General features: G+C 70.9%; 12 protein-coding genes. 6 read left to right on the forward strand and 6 right to left on the reverse strand.

Annotation, left to right across the window (positions count from 1 at the left end):
- The 5 genes from N5079_RS28870 to N5079_RS28890 form a co-directional block, all read right to left on the reverse strand.
- The gene (locus N5079_RS28870; RefSeq protein ID WP_261587300.1) at nucleotides 1-1992 is read right to left on the reverse strand and encodes a CehA/McbA family metallohydrolase; all 1992 of its coding nucleotides are present in this window, start codon (nucleotides 1990-1992) and stop codon (nucleotides 1-3) included.
- Nucleotides 1993-2173: 181 nt separating this feature from the next.
- Complete coding sequence (gene meaB / locus N5079_RS28875) at nucleotides 2174-3133, reverse strand: methylmalonyl Co-A mutase-associated GTPase MeaB (RefSeq protein ID WP_261587301.1); 960 nt, start codon at nucleotides 3131-3133, stop codon at nucleotides 2174-2176.
- Nucleotides 3134-3260: 127 nt separating this feature from the next.
- Entirely contained in the window at nucleotides 3261-5396 is a 2136-nt protein-coding gene (scpA, locus tag N5079_RS28880; protein ID WP_261587302.1) for a methylmalonyl-CoA mutase, read from the reverse strand.
- Nucleotides 5397-5401: 5 nt separating this feature from the next.
- A complete protein-coding gene (locus N5079_RS28885) occupies nucleotides 5402-7174 on the reverse strand; it encodes a methylmalonyl-CoA mutase subunit beta (protein ID WP_261587303.1) in 1773 nt (590 codons plus the stop codon).
- A gap of 386 nt (nucleotides 7175-7560) precedes the next feature.
- The gene (locus tag N5079_RS28890; protein ID WP_261587304.1) at nucleotides 7561-8334 is read right to left on the reverse strand and encodes an N-acetylmuramoyl-L-alanine amidase; all 774 of its coding nucleotides are present in this window, start codon (nucleotides 8332-8334) and stop codon (nucleotides 7561-7563) included.
- A 158-nt stretch (nucleotides 8335-8492) separates the two neighbouring features.
- Between N5079_RS28890 and N5079_RS28895 the strand changes: the two genes are divergently transcribed.
- The gene (locus tag N5079_RS28895) at nucleotides 8493-9602 is read left to right on the forward strand and encodes a DUF5925 domain-containing protein (protein WP_261587305.1); all 1110 of its coding nucleotides are present in this window, start codon (nucleotides 8493-8495) and stop codon (nucleotides 9600-9602) included.
- 49 nt (nucleotides 9603-9651) lie between these two features.
- Here the strand turns inward: N5079_RS28895 and N5079_RS28900 are convergent, their stop codons facing one another.
- A complete protein-coding gene (locus tag N5079_RS28900) occupies nucleotides 9652-12174 on the reverse strand; it encodes a glycosyl hydrolase family 18 protein (RefSeq protein ID WP_261587352.1) in 2523 nt (840 codons plus the stop codon).
- 263 nt (nucleotides 12175-12437) lie between these two features.
- On the opposite strand from N5079_RS28900, the gene N5079_RS28905 reads away from it, so the two are divergent.
- The 5 genes from N5079_RS28905 (at nucleotide 12438) to N5079_RS28925 (ending at nucleotide 19911) form a co-directional block, all read left to right on the forward strand.
- Entirely contained in the window at nucleotides 12438-14225 is a 1788-nt protein-coding gene (locus tag N5079_RS28905) for a S9 family peptidase (protein ID WP_261587306.1), read from the forward strand.
- Entirely contained in the window at nucleotides 14222-15529 is a 1308-nt protein-coding gene (locus N5079_RS28910) for a M20/M25/M40 family metallo-hydrolase (RefSeq protein WP_261587307.1), read from the forward strand. Before N5079_RS28905 ends, N5079_RS28910 begins: the two co-directional genes overlap by 4 nt.
- A 24-nt stretch (nucleotides 15530-15553) precedes the next feature.
- The gene (locus tag N5079_RS28915) at nucleotides 15554-16048 is read left to right on the forward strand and encodes a hypothetical protein (protein ID WP_261587308.1); all 495 of its coding nucleotides are present in this window, start codon (nucleotides 15554-15556) and stop codon (nucleotides 16046-16048) included.
- Between the two features lie 31 nt (nucleotides 16049-16079).
- The gene (locus N5079_RS28920; protein ID WP_261587309.1) at nucleotides 16080-16961 is read left to right on the forward strand and encodes a DUF4231 domain-containing protein; all 882 of its coding nucleotides are present in this window, start codon (nucleotides 16080-16082) and stop codon (nucleotides 16959-16961) included.
- A gap of 685 nt (nucleotides 16962-17646) precedes the next feature.
- The gene (locus N5079_RS28925; RefSeq protein WP_261587310.1) at nucleotides 17647-19911 is read left to right on the forward strand and encodes an FxsB family cyclophane-forming radical SAM/SPASM peptide maturase; all 2265 of its coding nucleotides are present in this window, start codon (nucleotides 17647-17649) and stop codon (nucleotides 19909-19911) included.
- Nucleotides 19912-19915: the final 4 nt, after the last annotated feature.

Consider the following 19915-nt stretch of genomic DNA (forward strand, 5'->3'; position numbering starts at 1 on the left):
TCACAGACGCGATTCGTAGACCGCGCGGGCCTTCTCGATGAGGTCGAGGTGGTCGCGGAGCTGGGCGGGCCCCTCGAGGGCGGCGTGGTCGCGGACGAGATCCTCCAGGAGCGCGAGCCAGCGCAGGCACCAGCGCACGTCCTCCTCGCGGGCGACATGCCTGCCCGCGACGTCGAGATAGACCGGGCTCGTGTGGGCGAAGACCTCACGGTGGAGCGACCGTGGGTGGCCGCGTCCCGACGCGACCGCCACGACGTAGGTGGGGCCGTCCACGACCAGCGTAGCCGTCAGCTCGCCGCCGAGGCCCCCTCCCCGTCCAGTAGAGCTACGGGCGGCGGACTGGGCGAGGGGGCCGGCCGCCGTGCGGATCTCCAGGCGCTCCACCTCGGGGCCGACCGTCCTGGCCGTGATCGTCACTCGGTCGCCCGGCGCGAGGTCCAGCGTGTCCCCCGGCTCGTGGCCGTCCACGGTCAGCTCCAGCCACGGGCCGGTGGTGGCGAACGTCCGGCCCTGCCGTACGGCTCCGGCGAACGACTCGGCGGACAGGGGTCCGTCGAGGCGGGCGTACACGCGCTCCCAGCCGGGCGGGCTGGAGACCGTGTCCTGCCGGGTGAAGGAGAGCATCGTGTCGGTGCCGGCGAGGGCGGCGAGCCGGTTCCCCGCGCCGATGAGCCGCCGGTAGACCTCCACGGTGCCGGAAAAGTCCGAGAAGTGAAGCAGCTCGACGCCGTCCATCAGGCCGAGGACGGCGTCCACGACGAGGGCCCGCCCCGAGCAGTCTCGGCACCCGTCGCCGATGATCTCCTCAGGCGTGGAGACCGGCCCGTGGAAGGGATGGGCGTACCCGAGGACGGCGTTCAGCTCCCGCATCTCGCCGCAGGCGGTTGCGTTCGGCGGCCAGTCGGCGTCGCCCGCGAACCCGGTGTGGTAGGCCGACGGCGGCGCGGCCATCCCGAACGCGTGGACGTGGCCGAGGAGGTCGTTGCGGTATTCCACGCCCATACGGGCGATGTGGGTGGCGTCCGACCACGGCAGGTCGCGGCCCGCCCAGTGCTGGAGCGCCTCGCGGTCGTAGACCCGCTCCCCCGCGACGTTGCCCGCGACGAGGTTGAGCACGTGCAGGTCCTCGCCGAGCTGGGCGGCCGCCGCCTCGGTGGGCGTCGCGACCAGGTCGCCCGCCCAGTTGAGGTGGACGTGGAGGTCCGCGCCGTACCAGCCGCGGGCGGCGGCGTCGTAGATCCGTTCGGGGGCCAGCTCGACGAGCGTCTCGCGCCACGGCTCGGGCACCACGGCCGTCTCCGCCGTGCCGTACTCCATGCCGCGCGAGACGCGGACGGTCAGGGGCTCGGCGGGGACGTCGAGCACGAGGTCGTCGCCGTGGAAGAACGGCACGTCGCGGTAGTCGCGCCGGGGCGGGCTGCCCGGCGGATACCACCCCTGGCCCCCGCCGGACAGGACGGTCCAGCGGCACGGGAACCCGGCGCGCAGGCGCAGCCTGGCCGGCACGGCCGCCCGGACCAGCCCCGAGAGGTCCACCGCCCGGCCGTCGGCCGTCACGGGCGTGGCGCTGGTCACGTCGAGGAGCCGGGCGCTCCCCGGCCCGATGTCGTACGGCACGCCGCCGACAGTGACTCGGGCGGCGGTGTCGCGGGCCGAGTCGACCAGCAGGACGGCGGGGACGGGATCGGCCGACAGGACCGCCGTCGCCGGGCCGGTCTCCAGCCGGTGGCCGTCCTGGAGGAGCCTCAGCACGGTGAGCCCCCTGGGGACCTCGCCGCCGAGCGCGTCACGGAACGCCTCGCCGAGCTCCGTGTCGCCGGCGTCACGGCCGAAGGCCATCCGCCTCGCCTCGTCGGGGAACCGGAGGAAGCTCATCATGCGTACGTACGTCAGCGGCGGCTCTCCCCAGGTGAGCCCGTGCTCGTCCAGCAGCGCCCGGTACTCCTCCAGAGCCCGGGCCACCGGTTGCGGCGCCATCGGATCCTGATGCATCGCGACCTCCCCCTCATAACGAACCCGTCACGTCGTAAGCGCCGCCATCGTCACACGGAGGAGTTGAGCTGGGCGAATATGCAATCGTGCATCTTGGGCCCCACGGGTGGGGGAATATGCCACCGGGAGGGAAACCTCATGACCCGAACGTCAATCGGTTCACTCCGGGTCTACTCCGGGTCTATTCCGGGTCTGCTCGCGGAGGCTCCTCCTGGAACGCCGCGAGGATGCGATCGGCGGCGAGCGACGGGGTCAGGGTGCCGTCGAGGACCTGCCGCTCGATGCCAGGGGCGATGGGCGCGGCCCTCTCGTGCAGCCGGGCGAGGAGACGGTCGTGGACCAGGGCCCACGTCCACTCCACCTGCTGGCGGCTGCGCTTGGCGGCCAGATCGACGCTCTCCTGATGGCGGACGATGTGCTTCCACAGGTCGTCGAGGCCCGCGCCCGTGAGGCCGCTGCAGGTCAGCACCGGCGTGGCCGAGCGGAGGAGCCGAAGCGCCCCGGCCAGCTCGCGCGCCGCCCTGCGCGCGGCCATCTCATGCTCGCCGTCGGCCTTGTTGACCGCGATCACGTCGGCCAGCTCCAGCACGCCCTTCTTGATTCCCTGGAGCTGGTCGCCCGTGCGGGCGAGCGTGAGCAGCAGGAAGGTGTCCACCATGTCGGCCACGGCGGTCTCCGACTGGCCCACGCCGACGGTCTCGACCAGCACCGTGTCGTACCCTGCGGCCTCGACGACGATCATCGCCTCACGGGTCGCCTTGGCGACGCCGCCGAGGGTGCCGGCCGTCGGCGACGGCCGGATGAACGCCCGGGGGTCGGCCGAGAGCCTGGCCATCCGGGTCTTGTCGCCGAGGATGCTGCCGCCCGAGCGCTTCGACGACGGGTCCACGGCGAGCACGGCGACCCGGTGATCCCGCTCGGTCAGGTGGGTGCCGAGCGCCTCGATGAACGTCGACTTGCCGACCCCGGGCACGCCGGAGATCCCCACCCGGCGCGCCTTGCCCGCGTGCGGCGTCAGCTCGATCAGCAGCCGCTGGGCCAGCTCGCGATGATCGGGCCTGGTCGACTCCACAAGCGTGATCGCCCGCGCGATCCAGCGCCGGTCTCCCGCCAGCACCCCCTCGGCGTAGCTCTCGGTCACCTGCGCCCACCGCTGTGCATGATCACGGCGGACGTCGCCGCAGGTCGTACGGCGCGGCGGGGAATTCGCGCATGATCACGACGGGGGTTGGGGCCGGTCAGGCGGCCGCGCGGGAATCTGTGCATGATCACGGCGAGGGGGTGTGGGCGAGGCGGGTGGACAGGTCCTTGAGGAGCTCCAGGGCGGCGTCGGCGATCACGGTGCCGGGGAGGAAGATCGCGGCGGCCCCGGCGGCCCTCAGCTCGTCGATGTCGCCCGGCGGGATGACGCCGCCGACCACGATCATGATGTCGTCCGCGCCGAGGCCGGCCAGCGCCCGCCGCAGCGCCGGGACCAGCGTCAGGTGCCCCGCGGCCAGGGACGAGACGCCGACGACGTGCACGTCCGCCTCGACGGCCTGGCGGGCCACCTCCTCCGGCGTCTGGAACAGCGGGCCGACGTCGACGTCGAAGCCGAGGTCGGCGAAGCCGCTCGCGATCACCTTCTGGCCTCTGTCGTGGCCGTCCTGCCCCATCTTGGCGACCAGGATCCGGGGGCGGCGGCCCTCGGCCCGCTCGAACTCGGCGCAGGCCGCGCGGACCTCGTCCACCGCGTCGCCCACCTCTTCCCGATACACCCCCGAAATGGTACGGATCTCCGCGGCGTGCCGTCCGAAGACCTTCTCCAGCGCGTCCGAGATCTCCCCGACCGTGGCCTTGGCGCGGGCGGCGGCCACGGCCAGCTCCAGCAGGTTCTCGGTGCCCGCGGCCCCCTTGGTGAGCGCCTCCAGGGCCTCCGCCACGGCCGTGGCCGAGCGCTCCTCGCGGAGCCTGCGGAGCTTGTCGAGCTGCTGGTTCCGCACGGCCGTGTTGTCGACCTTCAGCACCTCGATGGGCTCGTCGGCCTCGGGGCGATACTTGTTGACCCCGATGACCGGCTGGCGGCCGGAGTCGATCCGGGCCTGGGTGCGGGCGGCGGCCTCCTCGATGCGGAGCTTGGGCAGCCCCTGGTCGATGGCCTTCGCCATGCCCCCGGCCTGCTCGACCTCCTGGATGTGGTCCCATGCCTTGCGGGCCAGGTCGTGGGTGAGCCGCTCGACGTAGTAGGAGCCGCCCCACGGGTCGATCTCCCGGCAGGTGCCGGACTCCTGCTGGAGGAGAAGCTGGGTGTTGCGGGCGATCCTGGCGGAGAAGTCGGTCGGCAGGGCGAGCGCCTCGTCGAGCGCGTTGGTGTGCAGCGACTGGGTGTGCCCCTGGGTGGCGGCCATCGCCTCGACGCACGTCCGCACGACGTTGTTGAACACGTCGTGCGCGGTCAGCGACCACCCGGAGGTCTGGCTGTGCGTCCGGAGCGACAGCGACTTGGGGTTCTTCGCACCGAATCCCTCGACGATCCCGGCCCACAGCAGCCGGGCGGCGCGCAGCTTGGCGACCTCCATGAAGAAGTTCATGCCGATGCACCAGAAGAACGACAGCCGCGGCGCGAACGCGTCGATGTCGAGCCCGGCCTTGACGCCCGCCCGGAGATACTCGGCGCCGTCCGCGAGGGTGTAGGCCAGCTCCAGGTCACAGGTCGCCCCGGCCTCCTGGATGTGGTAGCCGGAGATCGAGATCGAGTTGAACTTCGGCATCTTCCGCGAGGTGTAGTCGAAGATGTCGGAGATGATCCGCATCGACGGCCCCGGCGGGTAGATGTAGGTGTTGCGGACCATGAACTCCTTGAGGATGTCGTTCTGGATGGTCCCGGCCAGCTTGTCCGGGGCCACCCCCTGCTCCTCGGCCGCCACGATGTAGAGCGCCAGGATCGGCAGCACCGCGCCGTTCATGGTCATCGAGACGCTCATCCGGTCGAGGGGGATCCCGTCGAAGAGCTGCCGCATGTCGTAGATCGAGTCGATGGCCACACCGGCCATGCCGACGTCGCCCGCCACGCGCGGGTGGTCGGAGTCGTAGCCCCGGTGCGTCGCCAGGTCGAAGGCCACCGACAGGCCCTTCTGCCCGGCGGCGAGGTTGCGCCGGTAGAACGCGTTCGACTCCTCGGCGGTCGAGAACCCGGCGTACTGGCGGATCGTCCAGGGCTGGGTGACGTACATCGTCGGGTACGGCCCGCGCAGGTAGGGCGCGATGCCGGGATACGTCTGGAGGGAGCCGAGCCCGTCGAGATCACCGGCCGTGTATAGAGGCTTGACCGCGATGCCCTCCGGCGTCTCCCACACCTCCCCGCCGGTCTCCGGTACGGCGTCGGCACCGGAACCGAGCTCAATTTCCGAAAAATCCGGAATCATCGGAATCACCGGCTCACTCCCAGATCGTCGAAGGTCGTGCGCAGCACGTCGAGGGCATCGCATCCGGCGTACAACGTGGCATCCACCCCTTCATAGTCACCCTTACCGGCCAGCCAGATCTTGGTGGCCCCGGCCTCCCGGAGCGCCGCCGCGACGGCCGCCGCGTGCTCGCCGTACATCCGGTCGCTGGAGCACAGGCAGGCGACGGACGTGCCGGAGTCGCGGAAGGCCTCGGCCAGCGCGGCGGGGTCCGTCAGCGGCCCGCTGGTCACGGTGGCGATGCCGCCCGCGGCGAAGAGGTTGGCCGCGAACGTGGCGCGCGCGGTGTGAACGGCGACGGGCCCGATCGTCGCCAGGAACACCGCCGGGCGCGGCTCGCGCGCGTCGGCGAGGTCGCGCAGCGCCTCGAACTCCTCGGCGTACCGCACGACCGGCAGCCCGCTCCGGGCGGCGCTCCGCGCGAGCCCCGGGCCGGGCCTGCGGCTCAGCGGCCGTTCCCCCAGATCGGGGAACTCGCTGACGCCGGTGATCGGGGCGCGGCGGTGGGCGACGTCGGCGGCCCTCCTCGCCCGGGTGTCCGCCAGCCGTTCGGGGACCAGCCGTTCCAGCGCCTCGGAGATCCCCCCGGCCCGCTCGATCTCCTGGAACCACTCCCAGGCCTTCGCGGCGAGGTCGGCGGTGACCCTCTCGGCGTGCCAGGAGCCGCCCGCCGGGTCGGCCACCCGCGCGACGCCGGCCTCCTCCATGAGCAGGGACTGGGTGTTGCGGGCGATCCGCCTGGCGAACCCGTCCGGCAGGCCCAGGCAGGCGTCGAACGGCTGCACGGTCACGGCGTCGGCCCCGCCGACTCCCGCGCCGAAGCAGGCGAGGGTGGTGCGCAGCATGTTCACCCAGGGATCGCGCACCGTCATCATCGCGGACGACGTCACGGCATGCTGAAGCTGCCCGCGTGGGCCGCCGGCGACCTCGGCGACCCGCGCCCACATCCGCCGCGCGGCCCGGAGCTTGGCGATCGTCAGGAACTGGTCGGCCGTCGCGGCGTAGCGGAACTCCAGCTGCCCGAGCGCCTGCTCGACGGACAGCCCGCCGTCGGTCAGCGCGCGCAGGTAGGCCACCCCCGTGGCGATCGAGCAGCCCAGCTCCTCGGCGTCGCTCGCGCCCGCGTCGTGGTACGGCAGCGCGTCCACGGTTACGGCCCGCAGCCCGGGGTGTTCCTCGGCGCAGCGCCTGGCGAGCGAGACGGCCCCGCCCATGTCTCCGGCGGGGACGCCGGCCCGCGCGGCCAGGCCGATGGGGTCCGCGCCGAGGTTGCCGCCGGGGACCGCCACCCCGGAGACGAGCCCGAGGAAGGTCTCCGCGGCCTCCGCCGTACGGCTGCCCGCGTCGAGGACCACGGGGGCGAGGTCCAGGTAGACGCCCTCCAGCACATCCGGGAGCGACCCCGGGTCGAGAGCGGTCAGGTCGAGCCACACCGACGTGGCGCCGTTCTCCAGGTCGGCGTGCACGGCCTCCCGGGTGACGTCGGGATCGGGGTCGGCGTGGCGCTGGCGCACGTCCCAGCCGCCCGAGGGGCCGGCCAGGCGTGGCGAGTCCGGGAGGTCCGAGGCGTCGTGGAGGGGGGCGATCGTCACGCCGTCGTAGGTCGTGGAGGACAGCGCCTCCTCGACCTCGGCGGATGACCCGTCGAACCCCGACTTGCGGAGCACCGCGAGCGCGAGCTCGCGCCACTGCTCCCGGATGGAGGGCGGGTCGGCGATTCCAGTAGGCGGCACCGTCATGCACCGGATGCTAAGCTGCCGCCCCCGGCTGCGACGCCCCGGGGGTACGCCTCGCGTGTCGCCGACCCGGAGCCCCTTCTAAAAGGGGTGTGATCATGCACGAATTCCCCGGCATGCCGTACGAGCTGGACCCACCCCGGTCGTGATCATGCACGAATTCCCGGGCATGCCCATGAAGTGGAAGGACTCCGGTCGTGATCATGCAGTGGTGCGTCGCTGCATGATCACGACAACGAAACGAGCAGCTCGGCCATGCCGTCGAGGAATTCACGCATGATCACAAACCGGAGAATCGCAGGCGGACGGCCGGCGAAGGAACCTGTGCATGATCACGCTGGTGGGGAGGCGCGGGCGCGGGCTTATGGCTTGGGCATGCGGCTTGCGGCTTACGGCTTGGCTGCGAAGGTGGCGTCCCAGGTCTGCTTGCCCACGATCCCGTCGGGGTCGAGGTGCCTGTCCTTCTGGAACTTGACACAGACGGCCTTGGAAGCGGGACCGTACGCGCCGTCCGCCTCGATGTCGTAGCCGAGCTTCTTCACCTGCTCCTGCCACGCGCGGACGTCGTCGCCGTGGAGAACCGGGGGATACTTCAGCAGGCGGCCCGGCCACTTGTGCTCGGGCTCCGGCGGCGGCGTGGGGTTCCCGCCGCCCCCGGGGCGTGGCGCGCCCTTCTTCACCCAGGAGTAGAGGGCGTCGCCGGGGCAGTCGGTGGAGTACCCGTCCCGGTGGCCCTTGATCTCGGTGCCCGCGCCTCCGTGGGCCCGCAGGTAGTCCACCGCGTCGAGGATGGCATGGAGGATGCCGTCGGTCGGCTGGACCAGCCCGGAGTTCCCGACCAGCCCGAGAACGGCGTAGTGGCCGGAGTTCAGCCCCGCGCCGTTGGCGGCCGGGACGTGCCCGGGGCCGCGCCCCACGAACACCTTCCGATGCGGGCAGGCCACCATCGAGTAGCCGATGTCGATCCAGCCGTTGCCGTCCATGTGGAAGTTCTGGATGGACTTGACCATGGCGACACACTTGGCGTGGTCGTCGACGATCTTCGGGTCCACCCGGCCGCCGGTGTAGTGGACCTTGACGCCCTTGGTGGAGGAGAGCGGTGAGTACGCGCCCTTCGGGGCGCGCGCGCCCCAGTCGGCGCGGGTCACGAGATCGATGGCCACAGAGTTCTCCGAGGGGAAACGGCAGGACAGTTGAGCGTAATGGGCAATGGTTCAACCGGTATGCCCTTTTACCCAGATCGGTCCCCATAAACAATCGCGAGAGCCGCGCTAGCCGATAAATCCATCGACAGCGGGCTGTGACGTGGGATCATCGACATATGTCCGTGGTTAAGGAGGTCCACTTCTCTTCCAGCCCCGAGCCGCTCCCCATGAGGGTGTGGCTCGACGACGGCGACAGCCCGGCCGACGTGATCGACGCCCTGGCACTGTCGCCCTTCGCGACCGGCGCGCAGCCCTGGTCGCGCACCACCAACCTCGACCGCGTCCGCGCCGACGCCGACATGACCGCCGAGGGCGGGCGGCTGCTCCGGGTCGCCCAGCACACGGACGGCCACGAGTCCCGCCTCATCTCCGGCGACGGGTGGACGCTGCGGATCGTCCGCTACAGCAACCGGTCCGCGACCGTCACCGCGACCGCCGTCACCGAGGAACTCGCCGGCGCCGTCCTCGCGGAGGCCGTCCGCGGAGCCGAGGAGCCGGCCAGCGGCAACGACCACGTCGGCATGGGCTTCTGGTGGATGTCCGGCAGAGGCCCTCGCCGCTCCGAGAAGCCGATCACGACGTCTCCGTGGGAGAAGGTCAGGCGGAACTACTCCAGGGCCGCGGCGTCCCGGCTCGACGCCCTCATGACCACCACCCCGGACGACGTGACCGGGCGGCTGCTCCTCCTGCACGGCCCGCCGGGCACCGGCAAGACGACGCTGCTCCGCACGATCGCGCGGGAGTGGGCGTCCTGGTGCCAGGTCGACTGCGTGCTGGACCCGGAGCTGCTCTTCAACCAGTCGGGCTACCTGATGGACGTGGCGGTCGGCTCCGACTCCCCCGACGACGACACGAACCGGTGGCGGCTGCTCGTCCTGGAGGACTGCGACGAGCTGATCCGCGCCGAGGCCAAGCAGTCGACCGGGCAGGGCCTGTCACGGCTGCTCAACCTGACCGACGGCCTGCTGGGCCAGGGCCGGGACGTGCTCGTCGCGATCACGACCAACGAGGACGTCAACCGGCTGCACCCCGCGGTCGTACGGCCCGGCCGCTGCCTGGCCCAGATCGAGGTCGGCCGCCTCGACGCCGGCCAGGCCGCCGAGTGGCTGGGCAGGCCGGCGGGCGTCGAGCCCGGCGGCGCCACGCTGGCCGAGCTGTTCGCCCTGCGGGACGGTCACACGGCCCCCCGTCCCGACCCCCTTCCCGAAACCGGCCTCTACCTGTAGCGGGAGCCGACCCCCGGCGTGGCGTGATCGCCGGGGGCCGGCCCCGTGCTCACTTCAGCGCGGTGTCCAGGGCGGTGGTCAGGGCGCCGGTGTCTCCGGACATCTCCCAGATCATCGCCCCGAGGAGGTTCTTGCTCCGCAGCCAGGCGGCCTTCTTGCCGATCGACCAGGTGTCGTCGAAGGTCCACCACTGCCCGCCGTTCCCGGTGAAGCAGTAGGTGGCGACCGCCTGCTCGTCATGCCGCACGGTGCAGCCCGGCACGCTCGCCACCAGGTTGCCGTATCCGCGGGTCCCGGCCTCCTCCTGGAACTGGCCGGGGGCCGCGCCGGTGGCCGCCTGCCACTCGCCGGACTTGCCACCGTCGGTGACGCCCTGCCAGCCGCGGCCGTAGTAGGCGAGGCCGATGGTCAGCTTGCGCGGCTTGACCCCGGCCTGCAGGTAGGCGTTGACCGCGTTCTCCACGCTGAAGTTGAAGCCGTACGGATCGTCCGCGTCGGCGTACAGGTTGCCCTGGTGGCCGGTGCGGTTCGGCTCCCACGAGTTGTCGCTGCCCGCGCCGTGGAAGTCGTAGCCCTGGATGTTGAAGATGTCCAGCGACTTGGCGACCTCGGCCAAGTCCCAGCCGGCGGCGATCTTCGCCGGGTCGGCCGGGGTGAACGCGGTGAGCTGGTAGCGCTTGCCCGTCGTCTTGGTGAGCTCGTCGAGCTGCCTGCGGAACTCGGCGATCAGCAGCGTGTTGTTCGCCTTGTCCGCGGCGCTGACGTGGTTTCCGGCGTGGCCCTCCGCGCCGGGCCACTCCCAGTCGAGGTCGATGCCGTCGAAGATCCCGGCGGCGCTGCCCGGGCCGCCCGCGCCGTTGTAGACCGGCAGGTTGCCCTTTATGTAGGTGTCGATGCACGAGCTGACGAACTTCTTCCGCGCGGCGTCGGTGGCGGCCACGTCGGAGAAGTACTTGGAGTAGGTCCAGCCGCCGATCGAGATCAGCACCTTGAGGTTCGGGTATTTGGCCTTGAGCTTCTTGAGCTGGTTGAAGTTGCCGCGCAGCTTCTCCCAGCCCGTGTCCGCGACGCCGTCCACCGACTGCGCCGCGCTGAACGGCCTGCCGTAGTCGGCGTCGGCGTCGCCCGCGCCGTCGCCCTGGCTCGGGTCCTGCGGGTTCTGCGTGGTGCCCCTGGTGACGCCCTGCAGGCAGGTGAGGGTGGCCGCGTCGATGTTGCCGAACGCGTAGTTGATGTGGGTCAGCTTGGCGGCGGCGCCCGACGTGTCGAGGTTGCGCACGAAGTACTGCCGGCCGTAGATGCCCCACTGGACGAAGTAGCCGACCCGGGCGTAGCCGGTCTCGACGATGTCGGCGGTGGTCACCTTGAGCGCGGCGCTCGGCGCGGACAGGTTGTCGTACAGGTCGCGGGCCTTGACGGTGAACGTGTACTCGGCGGACGGCGACAGCCCCGAAACGGTGGCCGTCGTGCCGGTGACCGTCGCCGCGACGGCCGAGCCGGCGTACACGTCGTAGTTGGCGACGCCCGTGTTGTCGGTGGACGCGTTCCACGCGAGCGTCACGCCGCCCGAGGTCGTCGCGGTGCTGCGGAGGCCGCCGGGCGCTGAGGGCGCCTGCGTGTCGTCGGCCGGGTTGTTGGTCTTCACCTTGAGCGCGGCGCCGGCGGCCGACGGGGTCCCCTTGCGGTCCTTGGCCTTCACGGTGAAGGTGTACTCGGTGTTCGGCGACAGGCCCGTGACCGTGGCGCTCGTCCCCGTCACCGAGGCGGCCACCGAGGAGCCGTTGTAGACGTCGTAGCCGGTGACCGGAAGGCTGCCGGGCGTCGAGGCGTCCCAGGTCAGCGACACGGTCTTGGTGGTCTTGACCGGGGACCGCAGGTTGCCCGGGGCCGCGGGCGGCGTGTCCGGCGATCCGTCGCAGTTCACGTCGTTGATCCGGCAGCTCGTGGGCTCCGCGCCGGACGCGCTGACGGTGAACGACGGGCTGTACGGCTCGGTGGACGAGTTCGCCGCCACGGTGGTGTTGTAGTAGACCGGGCTCAGGGTGACCGTCCGGCCGCTCTGGCTCAGCGTGCCGTTCTGGGCGTTGCTCGCGGTGACGCCGGCGGGCAGGTCGAACACGACGGACCAGCCGCTGAGCGCGGTGGCGGTGTTGTTGCTGATCACGAACTTGCCGGTCGTCCCGCTGACGGTGTAGGTCGCGGTGAGCGGCGGGGGCGGGGGCGGCGGGCCGCCGCTGCCGTCGCAGTTGGCGCCGTTGATCGTGCAGTTCGCGGGCTGTACGGCGGAGCTGAGCGTGAACGTGGGGCTGTACGGCTCGGTGTCCCTGCCCGCCTGGACCGTGTTGATGTAGTAGGCCGGGGTGAGCGTCGCCCGCGTGCCGCTCCGGGTCACGGTGGCGTTCTGGACGTTGCCGACGGTGACACCGGACGGCAGGTCGAACGTGATCGACCAGCCCGTGACGGCGGTGGTGCCGGGGTTGCTCACCACATACTTGCCGGTGGTGCCCGACAGGCTGAAGGTCGCGATCAGGCGCCCGGCGGCGTGCGCGGGGGTGGCCAAGGCCACGGCCATCATGATCGGAAGCAAGAGAATGACAACTCTTCGCACGTCACGGGCCTTTCTTTTAGGAAGGTTTCCTAAGAATTGCCCGGATCGTAAGTCCGGCTCACGAAACCGGCAAGGCCCAAACCCCGGGGAGAGCGCGGCCCGGCGTGACCTACGATGGGCGGTGGACCAACGGGTGGAATGACGGGGCCGGGCACGCCCTGCCACATGGCTCCGGGGGGAAACCAGTGACGATTCCGGCCTCTATTAAGGCCTCCGACGTCGCTCGCGTGACCGACCGCCCGCAATGGGTGGAGATCTCGGGTGACGAGGTGTGGTGGGACGAGCCGCGGCCCCACGAGGGCGGCCGCCGCTGCGTCGTGCGGAGCACGTCGGCCGGCGCCGTCGAGGACGTCCTGCCGAAGGGGTGGAACGCCAGGAACCGGGTCATCGAGTACGGCGGGCGGTCGTGGCGGCCCCACCGGGGGCGGCTCGTCTTCACCAACTGGGCCGACGGGCGCATCTACGTCTGCTCCCCCGGCGCGGAACCGGAGCCGCTGACCCCAGAGGGCCCGGCCCGCTACGGCGACCTGGTCGTCCACGGGGACGAGGTGTGGTGCGTCCGGGAGACCGGCACCGCACGGGACGTTCAGAGGGACATCGTCGCGGTGCCGCTCGACGGTTCCCCGCTCCGCAGCGTGATCAAGTATCACCATTTCCTGATGAATCCGCGTATATCGCCGGACGGGCGGCAGATCGCCTGGATCGGCTGGGACCACCCGGACATGCCGTGGGACGCCACCGAGCTGTGCGTCGCGCCGATCGAGGGCGGCCCCCACCGGGTCCTGCTCGGCGGCGCGTCCACCGTCCAGGCCGAATGGCGCGACGCGGACGCCCTCTATGCCGTCACCGACCCGACCGGCTGGTGGAACATCCACCTCGTGGAGCTGGACGGCACGACCCGCGACCTGACGCCGCTACCCCTGGAGTTCGGCGACGCCACCTGGAAGCTCGGCGGCGTCTTCTTCGCCCTGGCGGGTGAGAAGATCGTCGCGACGTACGGCACGGCCGACGAGCGGCGCCTCGGCGTGCTCGACGCCCCCGGCTCCCCGATGAGGGACATCGGCGATGGCTACACGGCCTGGGCGCCGACCCTGTCCGCCGACGGCACCCACGTCGTGGGCGTGGCCGCCTCGCCGTACAAGCCGTATGAAGTGGTGCGGATCGACCTGGAGACCGGCGAGCGGGCCGTACTGTCGCCGGAGAAGCCCCTGCCGCCGGCCGAGCTGCTGCCCACGCCGGAGCCTGTGACCATCGACGGCGTCCACGCCCACCTCTACGCGCCACCCGGCGCAGGCCCCTCTCCGTACGTCGTCTTCGTGCACGGCGGCCCCACGGGGTCGGTCGCGCCGGTCCTCGACCTGGAGGCCGCCTACTTCACCAGCAGGGGCATCGGCGTGGCCAAGGTGAACTACGGCGGCTCCACCGGGTACGGCAGGGCCTACCGCGAGCGGCTCCGGCACAACTGGGGCGTCGTGGACGTCAAGGACAGCGAGACGGTCGCCCGATGGCTCGTCGAGAGCGGGCGGGCCGAGAAGGTGGCCATCCGGGGCGGCAGCGCGGGCGGATGGACGTCGATGGCCGCGCTCGTGCGCAGCGGCGTGTTCTGCGGCGCGGTCGCCCACTACGGGATTTCCGACCCGGAGGGCTGGGCGGCCGAGACCCACGACTTCGAGTCCCGCTACCTCGACGGACTGATCGGCCCCCTTCCCGAGACCCGGCAGCGCTACCTCGACCGCTCCCCCGAGCTGCACGCCGCCGGCGCGTCCGGCCCCGCCCTGCTCATGCACGGCCTGGAGGACAAGGTCGTGGACCCGTCGCAGTCGGAGCGGTTCGCCGCCGCGCTGGAGCGGCACGGCCACCGGTGGGCGTATCTCACCTTCCCCGGGGAACAGCACGGATGGCGGCGCGAGGAGACCATCGTCACCGTCCTCGAGACGGAGCTGGCCTTCTACGGCCTGGTCTTCGGCTTTCCGACGCCGGAGGTGCCACCACTCGCCCTGGAAGGTAACGCATGACGGACGTGGCGACGATCTGCTCCGAGCTGCTGAGGATCGACACCACCAACGACGGGACCGGGGACGGTCCGGGCGAGCGGAGGGCCGCCGAGTACGTGGCCGGGCTGCTCGGCGAGGCCGGCATCGAGCCCGTCGTCTTCGAGTCGGCGCCGCGCCGCACCAGCGTGGTGGCGCGCATCCCGGGCGACAGCGGCGACGCGCTGCTCATCCACGGCCATCTCGACGTCGTGCCCGCCGACCCGTCGGAGTGGCGCACGCACCCGTTCTCCGGCGAGATCTCAGGCGGCTGCGTCCACGGCCGGGGCGCGGTGGACATGAAGGGCACGCTGGCCATGACCCTCGCCACGGCCCTGGAGTGGGCCCGGCGGGGCCTGCGGCCCAAGCGCGACCTAGTGCTCGCGTTCCTCGCCGACGAGGAGGCCACCGGCGAGTACGGCGCGGGCCACGCCGTCGAGCGGCACCGCGACCTCTTCGAGGGGTGCTCGGAGGCCATCAGCGAGTCGGGCGGCTTCAGCTGGCAGGACGGCGGTGTCCGGCTATATCCGGTCGCCGTCGGGGAGCGCGGGACGGCCTGGATGCGCCTCACCGCCAGGGGCGTCGCGCAGCACGGCTCCAAACCCGCCGTGGACAACCCCGTCGCCGAACTCGCCCGCGCGGTCGCCCGGCTCGCCGACCACCAGTGGCCGGTACGGCTGACGCCGGGCGTGGCGCGGCTGATCGACGAGCTGTCCCGGGCCCTCGGCACGCCCATCGACCTCGACCGGCTGGACGAGGAGATCACGCGGCTCCCCCGGGCCGGCACCCTGTTCAAGGGCGTGCTGCGCAACTCGGCCAACCCGACCATGCTGGACGCCGGGTACAAGGTCAACGTCATCCCCGGCACCGCCCAGGCCCATGTGGACGGCCGGTTTCTCCCCGGGCTCCGCGAGGAGTTCCTCGAGACCGTCGACCGGCTGCTGGGCCCCAAGGTGACCCGCGAGTTCGTGAGCTTCGAGGAGGGGGTCTCCTCCCCCGCCGACGGCCTGTTCGACGAGCTGACCGCCGCGCTGCTCGCCGAGGACCCCGCCGGGCGGCCCGTGCCGTACATCATGACGGGAGGGACCGACGCCAAGTCGTTCGCCCGCATCGGGATCAAGGGGTACGGCTTCGCACCCCTCATGCTGCCCCCGGACCTCGACTATTTCGGCATGTTCCACGGCGTGGACGAGCGGGTCCCGGTCGAGGGCCTGGAGTTCGGCGTCCGCGTCCTCAACCGCCTGCTCCTCCCGCAGCCCGACGGTGCGCGCGAAGCGGCGGATGGGTAGAACCTCCCCGGGAGGGGGGAACCCATGCACCAAGGGCTCCGCGTGGCCGTCACCGGGCATCGAGACCTGACTCCGGCGACCATCGATCTGGTCGGCTCGGCGATCCAGAGAGAGCTCGCGGCGCACGCCCCGGCCATCGTTGGGGTGTCCTGCCTGGCTCCCGGCGCGGACCAGATCTTCGCCGACGCCGTCCTCGAACTGGGCGGCGAACTGGAGGCGATCGTCCCGGCGCGCCGCTACGGATGCGTCCTGACCGCCGATGACCGGGCGGAGTTCGACCGGCTGCTGGGCCGGGCGCGCAACGTCGTGCGGCTGCCCTACGACACACCGACTCCGGCGACGTATCAGGCGGCCAACGAGACTCTTCTGTCGGGCGTGGACCTGCTGCTGGCCGTATGGGACGGCAGACCGGCGCAGGGCACGGGCGGCACGGCCGAGGTCGTCGGCGACGCGCGGCGGCGCTCGATCGAGGTCCGGATCCTGTGGCCGGAGGGCGCCGCCCGGTCCGGCGGGCCTTGACACCTCACCGCATCGCCTTTCCCCTCGACATGTGGAGACACTTGCCGAGGACGAGTTTCCGGCGCTGTTCCGTGCCGCCGACCGAAGCGCCGTGGCAGGCCAGCGAAGGCTCCTCGCCACGACGGGGCTCCGCCTGACGTGCCTGGTCATCGCCGCGACGTTCGGCGCGTTCAGCCTCGACATCGCCAAGATCGACACCGCGGCCGTGCTGGCCGCCGCCGCGCTGGCGGCGGCGCTCGTCACCGAGGTCTACCTGCTGACCGCCATGCCCGACCGCCAGTGGTCGGAGGCGAGGGCGGCGGCCGAGTCCGCGAAGTCGCTGACGTGGCGCTATGTCGTGGGCGGCACGCCGTTCGGCCGCCGCGAGCACGACGAGCAGAGCGCGGACCTGCTGCTCCTCCGGCGTTTCACCGCGATCGCCCGGGAGTTGCACAATTTCGCGCCCATCCCCCTGTCGGACGGCGACGCCCAGCTCACCTCGGCGATGCGTCAGCTTCGGGCCTCCTCCCTGGAGGAGCGCAAGCGGCACTACATGTCGGGCCGTGTCGACGACCAGCGGGCGTGGTATCGGGCCAAGGCGACGGCCAACGAGCGGCGGGCGTCGCGATGGTCGGTGGCCCTGGCGGCGCTGGAGGCGCTCGGCCTGGTGACCGCCGTGCTGAACGGCGCCCAGGTGCTCAACCTGGACCTCCCCGGCATCGTCGGCGCGATCGGTGCGGCCGGGATCGCCTGGATGCAGACCCGGCAGCACCGGCAACTCGCCACGACCTACTCCGTCGCCGCGCTGGAGCTCGGCGACATCATCTCGCGGGCCGAATGGCCCTCCACCGAGGAGGAGTGGGCGCGGTTCGTCGAAGAGGCCGAGGACGTCATCTCCCGCGAACACGCGGCGTGGTGGAAGGCCCACAGCTGATCGGGAAATCATAGTTTCTCACCCTGTTACTGGACATTTATAGGCCAATAACTCACAGTAGATATCTATGGCACAAGACGGTGCAGTCATACGATTCTCGGGAATTTCGGACGAACGCATAGAACTGTCATCAGGTGTCCCGAAACTCCACGACGTCCCCCTCCGCCTCGCTGAGGTGCGCCATGCGGAAGTCACCGCCCTGCTCCGGCGTGTGACCTCGGCAGCCGAGGACAAGGCGGCGGCGAACGTGTCCGCCTTTCAGTCGTCCATCTGAAAGATGATCGTCGAGCCGCCCACGCAAAATAACCTTTACGGCGTGCCGCTTACCAGCCATGAGGTCCATGGGCGACTCTAGGACAGCGGGGACCCGCACGGACCCGGCGTACGTTCCCGGAAGCAATTGAACTGTGCGGCCACAGGGCTTTCACTCTGCTTCCCGAAGGGACTACGATCACGCATTGTTACCGCTCGCGGTCCGATTCTCTTTACCATTGGAACGAACCATGAACACTACCGAAGACACATCGGCACAAATCGCATCTGAGGTCAGAGACCTTCAGCATGTCCCGCTTGCACAGATGAAGACGTACGGCGACGTCGAGCTCGGGGCGACGCTGCGGCGCCTGATGCCCGCGTCACCCGATGTCGCCCGCGTGGCGGTGGCCGCCTTCAACTCCTCCATCTGATGGAGTGGGGCGGCGCGAGCGGGATCCTGCCATTTCGCCAGTTCGTGCTCAAGGTTCACAGCCGTTGCGATCTCGCCTGCGATCATTGCTACGTCTACGAACACGCGGACCAGAGCTGGCGGGGCCGCCCCAAGATGATGTCTTCGGACACGATCGTCCGGACAGCGGAACGCATCGCCGAGCATGTACGGCGACACGACCTGAAGCAGATCCTCGTGGTGATGCATGGCGGGGAACCACTGCTCGCCGGGCCGGACGTCCTCGCCGAGGTCGCCACTGAGTTGCGCGGCCGCATCAGCGAGTCATGTGACCTCGATTTGCGGATTCATACAAACGGGATCCTCCTGGATGACCGGTTCTGCGACACCTTCGCCGCTCAGGGCATCACCGTGGGGGTGTCGCTCGACGGCGACCGCCTGGCGAACGACAGGCATCGCCGATACGCCGACGGGCGGACCAGCTATCCTCAGGCCGTCCGCGCCGTGGAACGGCTCCGCCGGCAGCCGGAACTGTATGCCGGGTTGCTGTGCACCATCGACGTCGCCAATGATCCCATCGCCGTCTACGAGGCTCTGGTGGCGTTGCGGCCACCGCGGATCGACTTCCTGCTTCCCCACGCCACGTGGGACGCCCCGCCTCCCCGCCCCTCCGCGACGGCGTACGCGGACTGGCTCATCACGATCTTCGATCGCTGGGAGGCCGATGGACGGCCGGTCGCCGTACGGCTGTTCGACTCGATCATCGCGACCACGTGGGGCGGCGCCAGCCTGACCGAGGCGATCGGCCTTGAACCGAGCAACTTGATCGTCATCGAGACCGACGGCTCCTACGAGCTGGTCGACTCGCTGAAGGTGGTCCATGACGGCGCCCCCGCCACCGGGCACCACGTCGCCAACGAGTCCCTGGACGAGGTGGCGGCCCATCCGGGAGTACGCGCCCGGCAGGGCGGTCTGGAGAGCCTGGCCGCGGCGTGCCGGGCGTGTCCGGTGGTGACCAGCTGCGGCGGCGGGCTCTACACCCACAGGTACAGGGCCGGCTCCTTCGACAATCCCAGCGTCTTCTGCGCGGATCTGTTCAAGCTGATCGTCCATGTCCGGGAGGGGAAGACGGTGCGGGCGCACGCCTTGCCCTACGACGCCATCGACGCGATCGCCGGCGGCTTCGGAGAAGCGCGCGACGTCGGTCTCCTGATGGAGTCGCAACAGAGCCTGCGCCGGGCGCTGATCGTGGCCGTGCGCGCCAAAGCAGCCGACGAGACGGCCTGGGAGCTGCTCACACGGGTCGAGGAAGACCGCCCGGAAATGCTCGACGCCGTGCTGGCTCACCCCTACATACGCGTGTGGGCGATCGGCTGCCTGGAAGGCGGAGGCGGGCCGGCTCATCTCGCCAACGTGGCGGCGGCCGCCGCGGTCCGCGCGGGGCTGGACGCGCGCCTCCAGGTGGAGGTCGTGGACGGTCGCGTCCACCTGCCTACGGCCGGCACGCTGACGGGCGTGCCGGGCGACGCCGCCACCCTCGTGATCGAGAACGGCCGGGTACGGCTGGACGGCCAAGCCGCCACCTGGCATCCGGTGCGCCATCTCACCTCCGGCGGCTTCTCGGTCCTTCTGGAGGACTCCGACCCCTACCGCGACTGCCACCAGTGGCGGCCCCTGCCTCGCCTGTCCGATGCGGAGGCAGCCCTCTGGCAGGAGTCGTTCGACCAGGCCTGGCAGCTGATCGAGCGGGACTTCCCCTCGTACGCCACCGGCCTCAGCGCGGGGTTGACCACCATCGTGCCGCTTACCGCGGCCGACTCGGGTCATGACGTCAGCTCGGCCGCACGCCATGCCTTCGGCGCGGTGGCCGCGGCGCTCCCGCCCGACCCGGCGACCTTCGCGCTCCTCATCATCCATGAGTTCCAGCACGTGAAACTCGGAGCGGTGCTCGACATGTTCGATCTCTACGACGAGACGGATCGCCGGTTGTTCCACGCGCCGTGGCGGGAGGATCTCCGGCCGCTGGAAGGCCTGTTGCAGGGAACGTACGCCCATCTGGCCGTGACCGACTTCTGGCGCACGCGACGGCACATCGACCCCGAACCCGCGCAGAGCCAATTCGCGCACTGGAGGGCTCAGACCGCTGAGGCGATCGAGACGCTCGCCGAATCGAAGGCGCTGACACCGTTGGGCGAGCGATTCGTGCGCCGCATGCGCGACTCGATCGCTCCCTGGCTTGACGAGGAGATTTCGGAGGCCGCCGGCGCCGTGCGCGCAGGCGGGTGAGGCT

Source organism: Planotetraspora sp. A-T 1434 (assembly GCF_025420585.1).
Lineage (GTDB): Bacteria > Actinomycetota > Actinomycetes > Streptosporangiales > Streptosporangiaceae > JAOEGB01.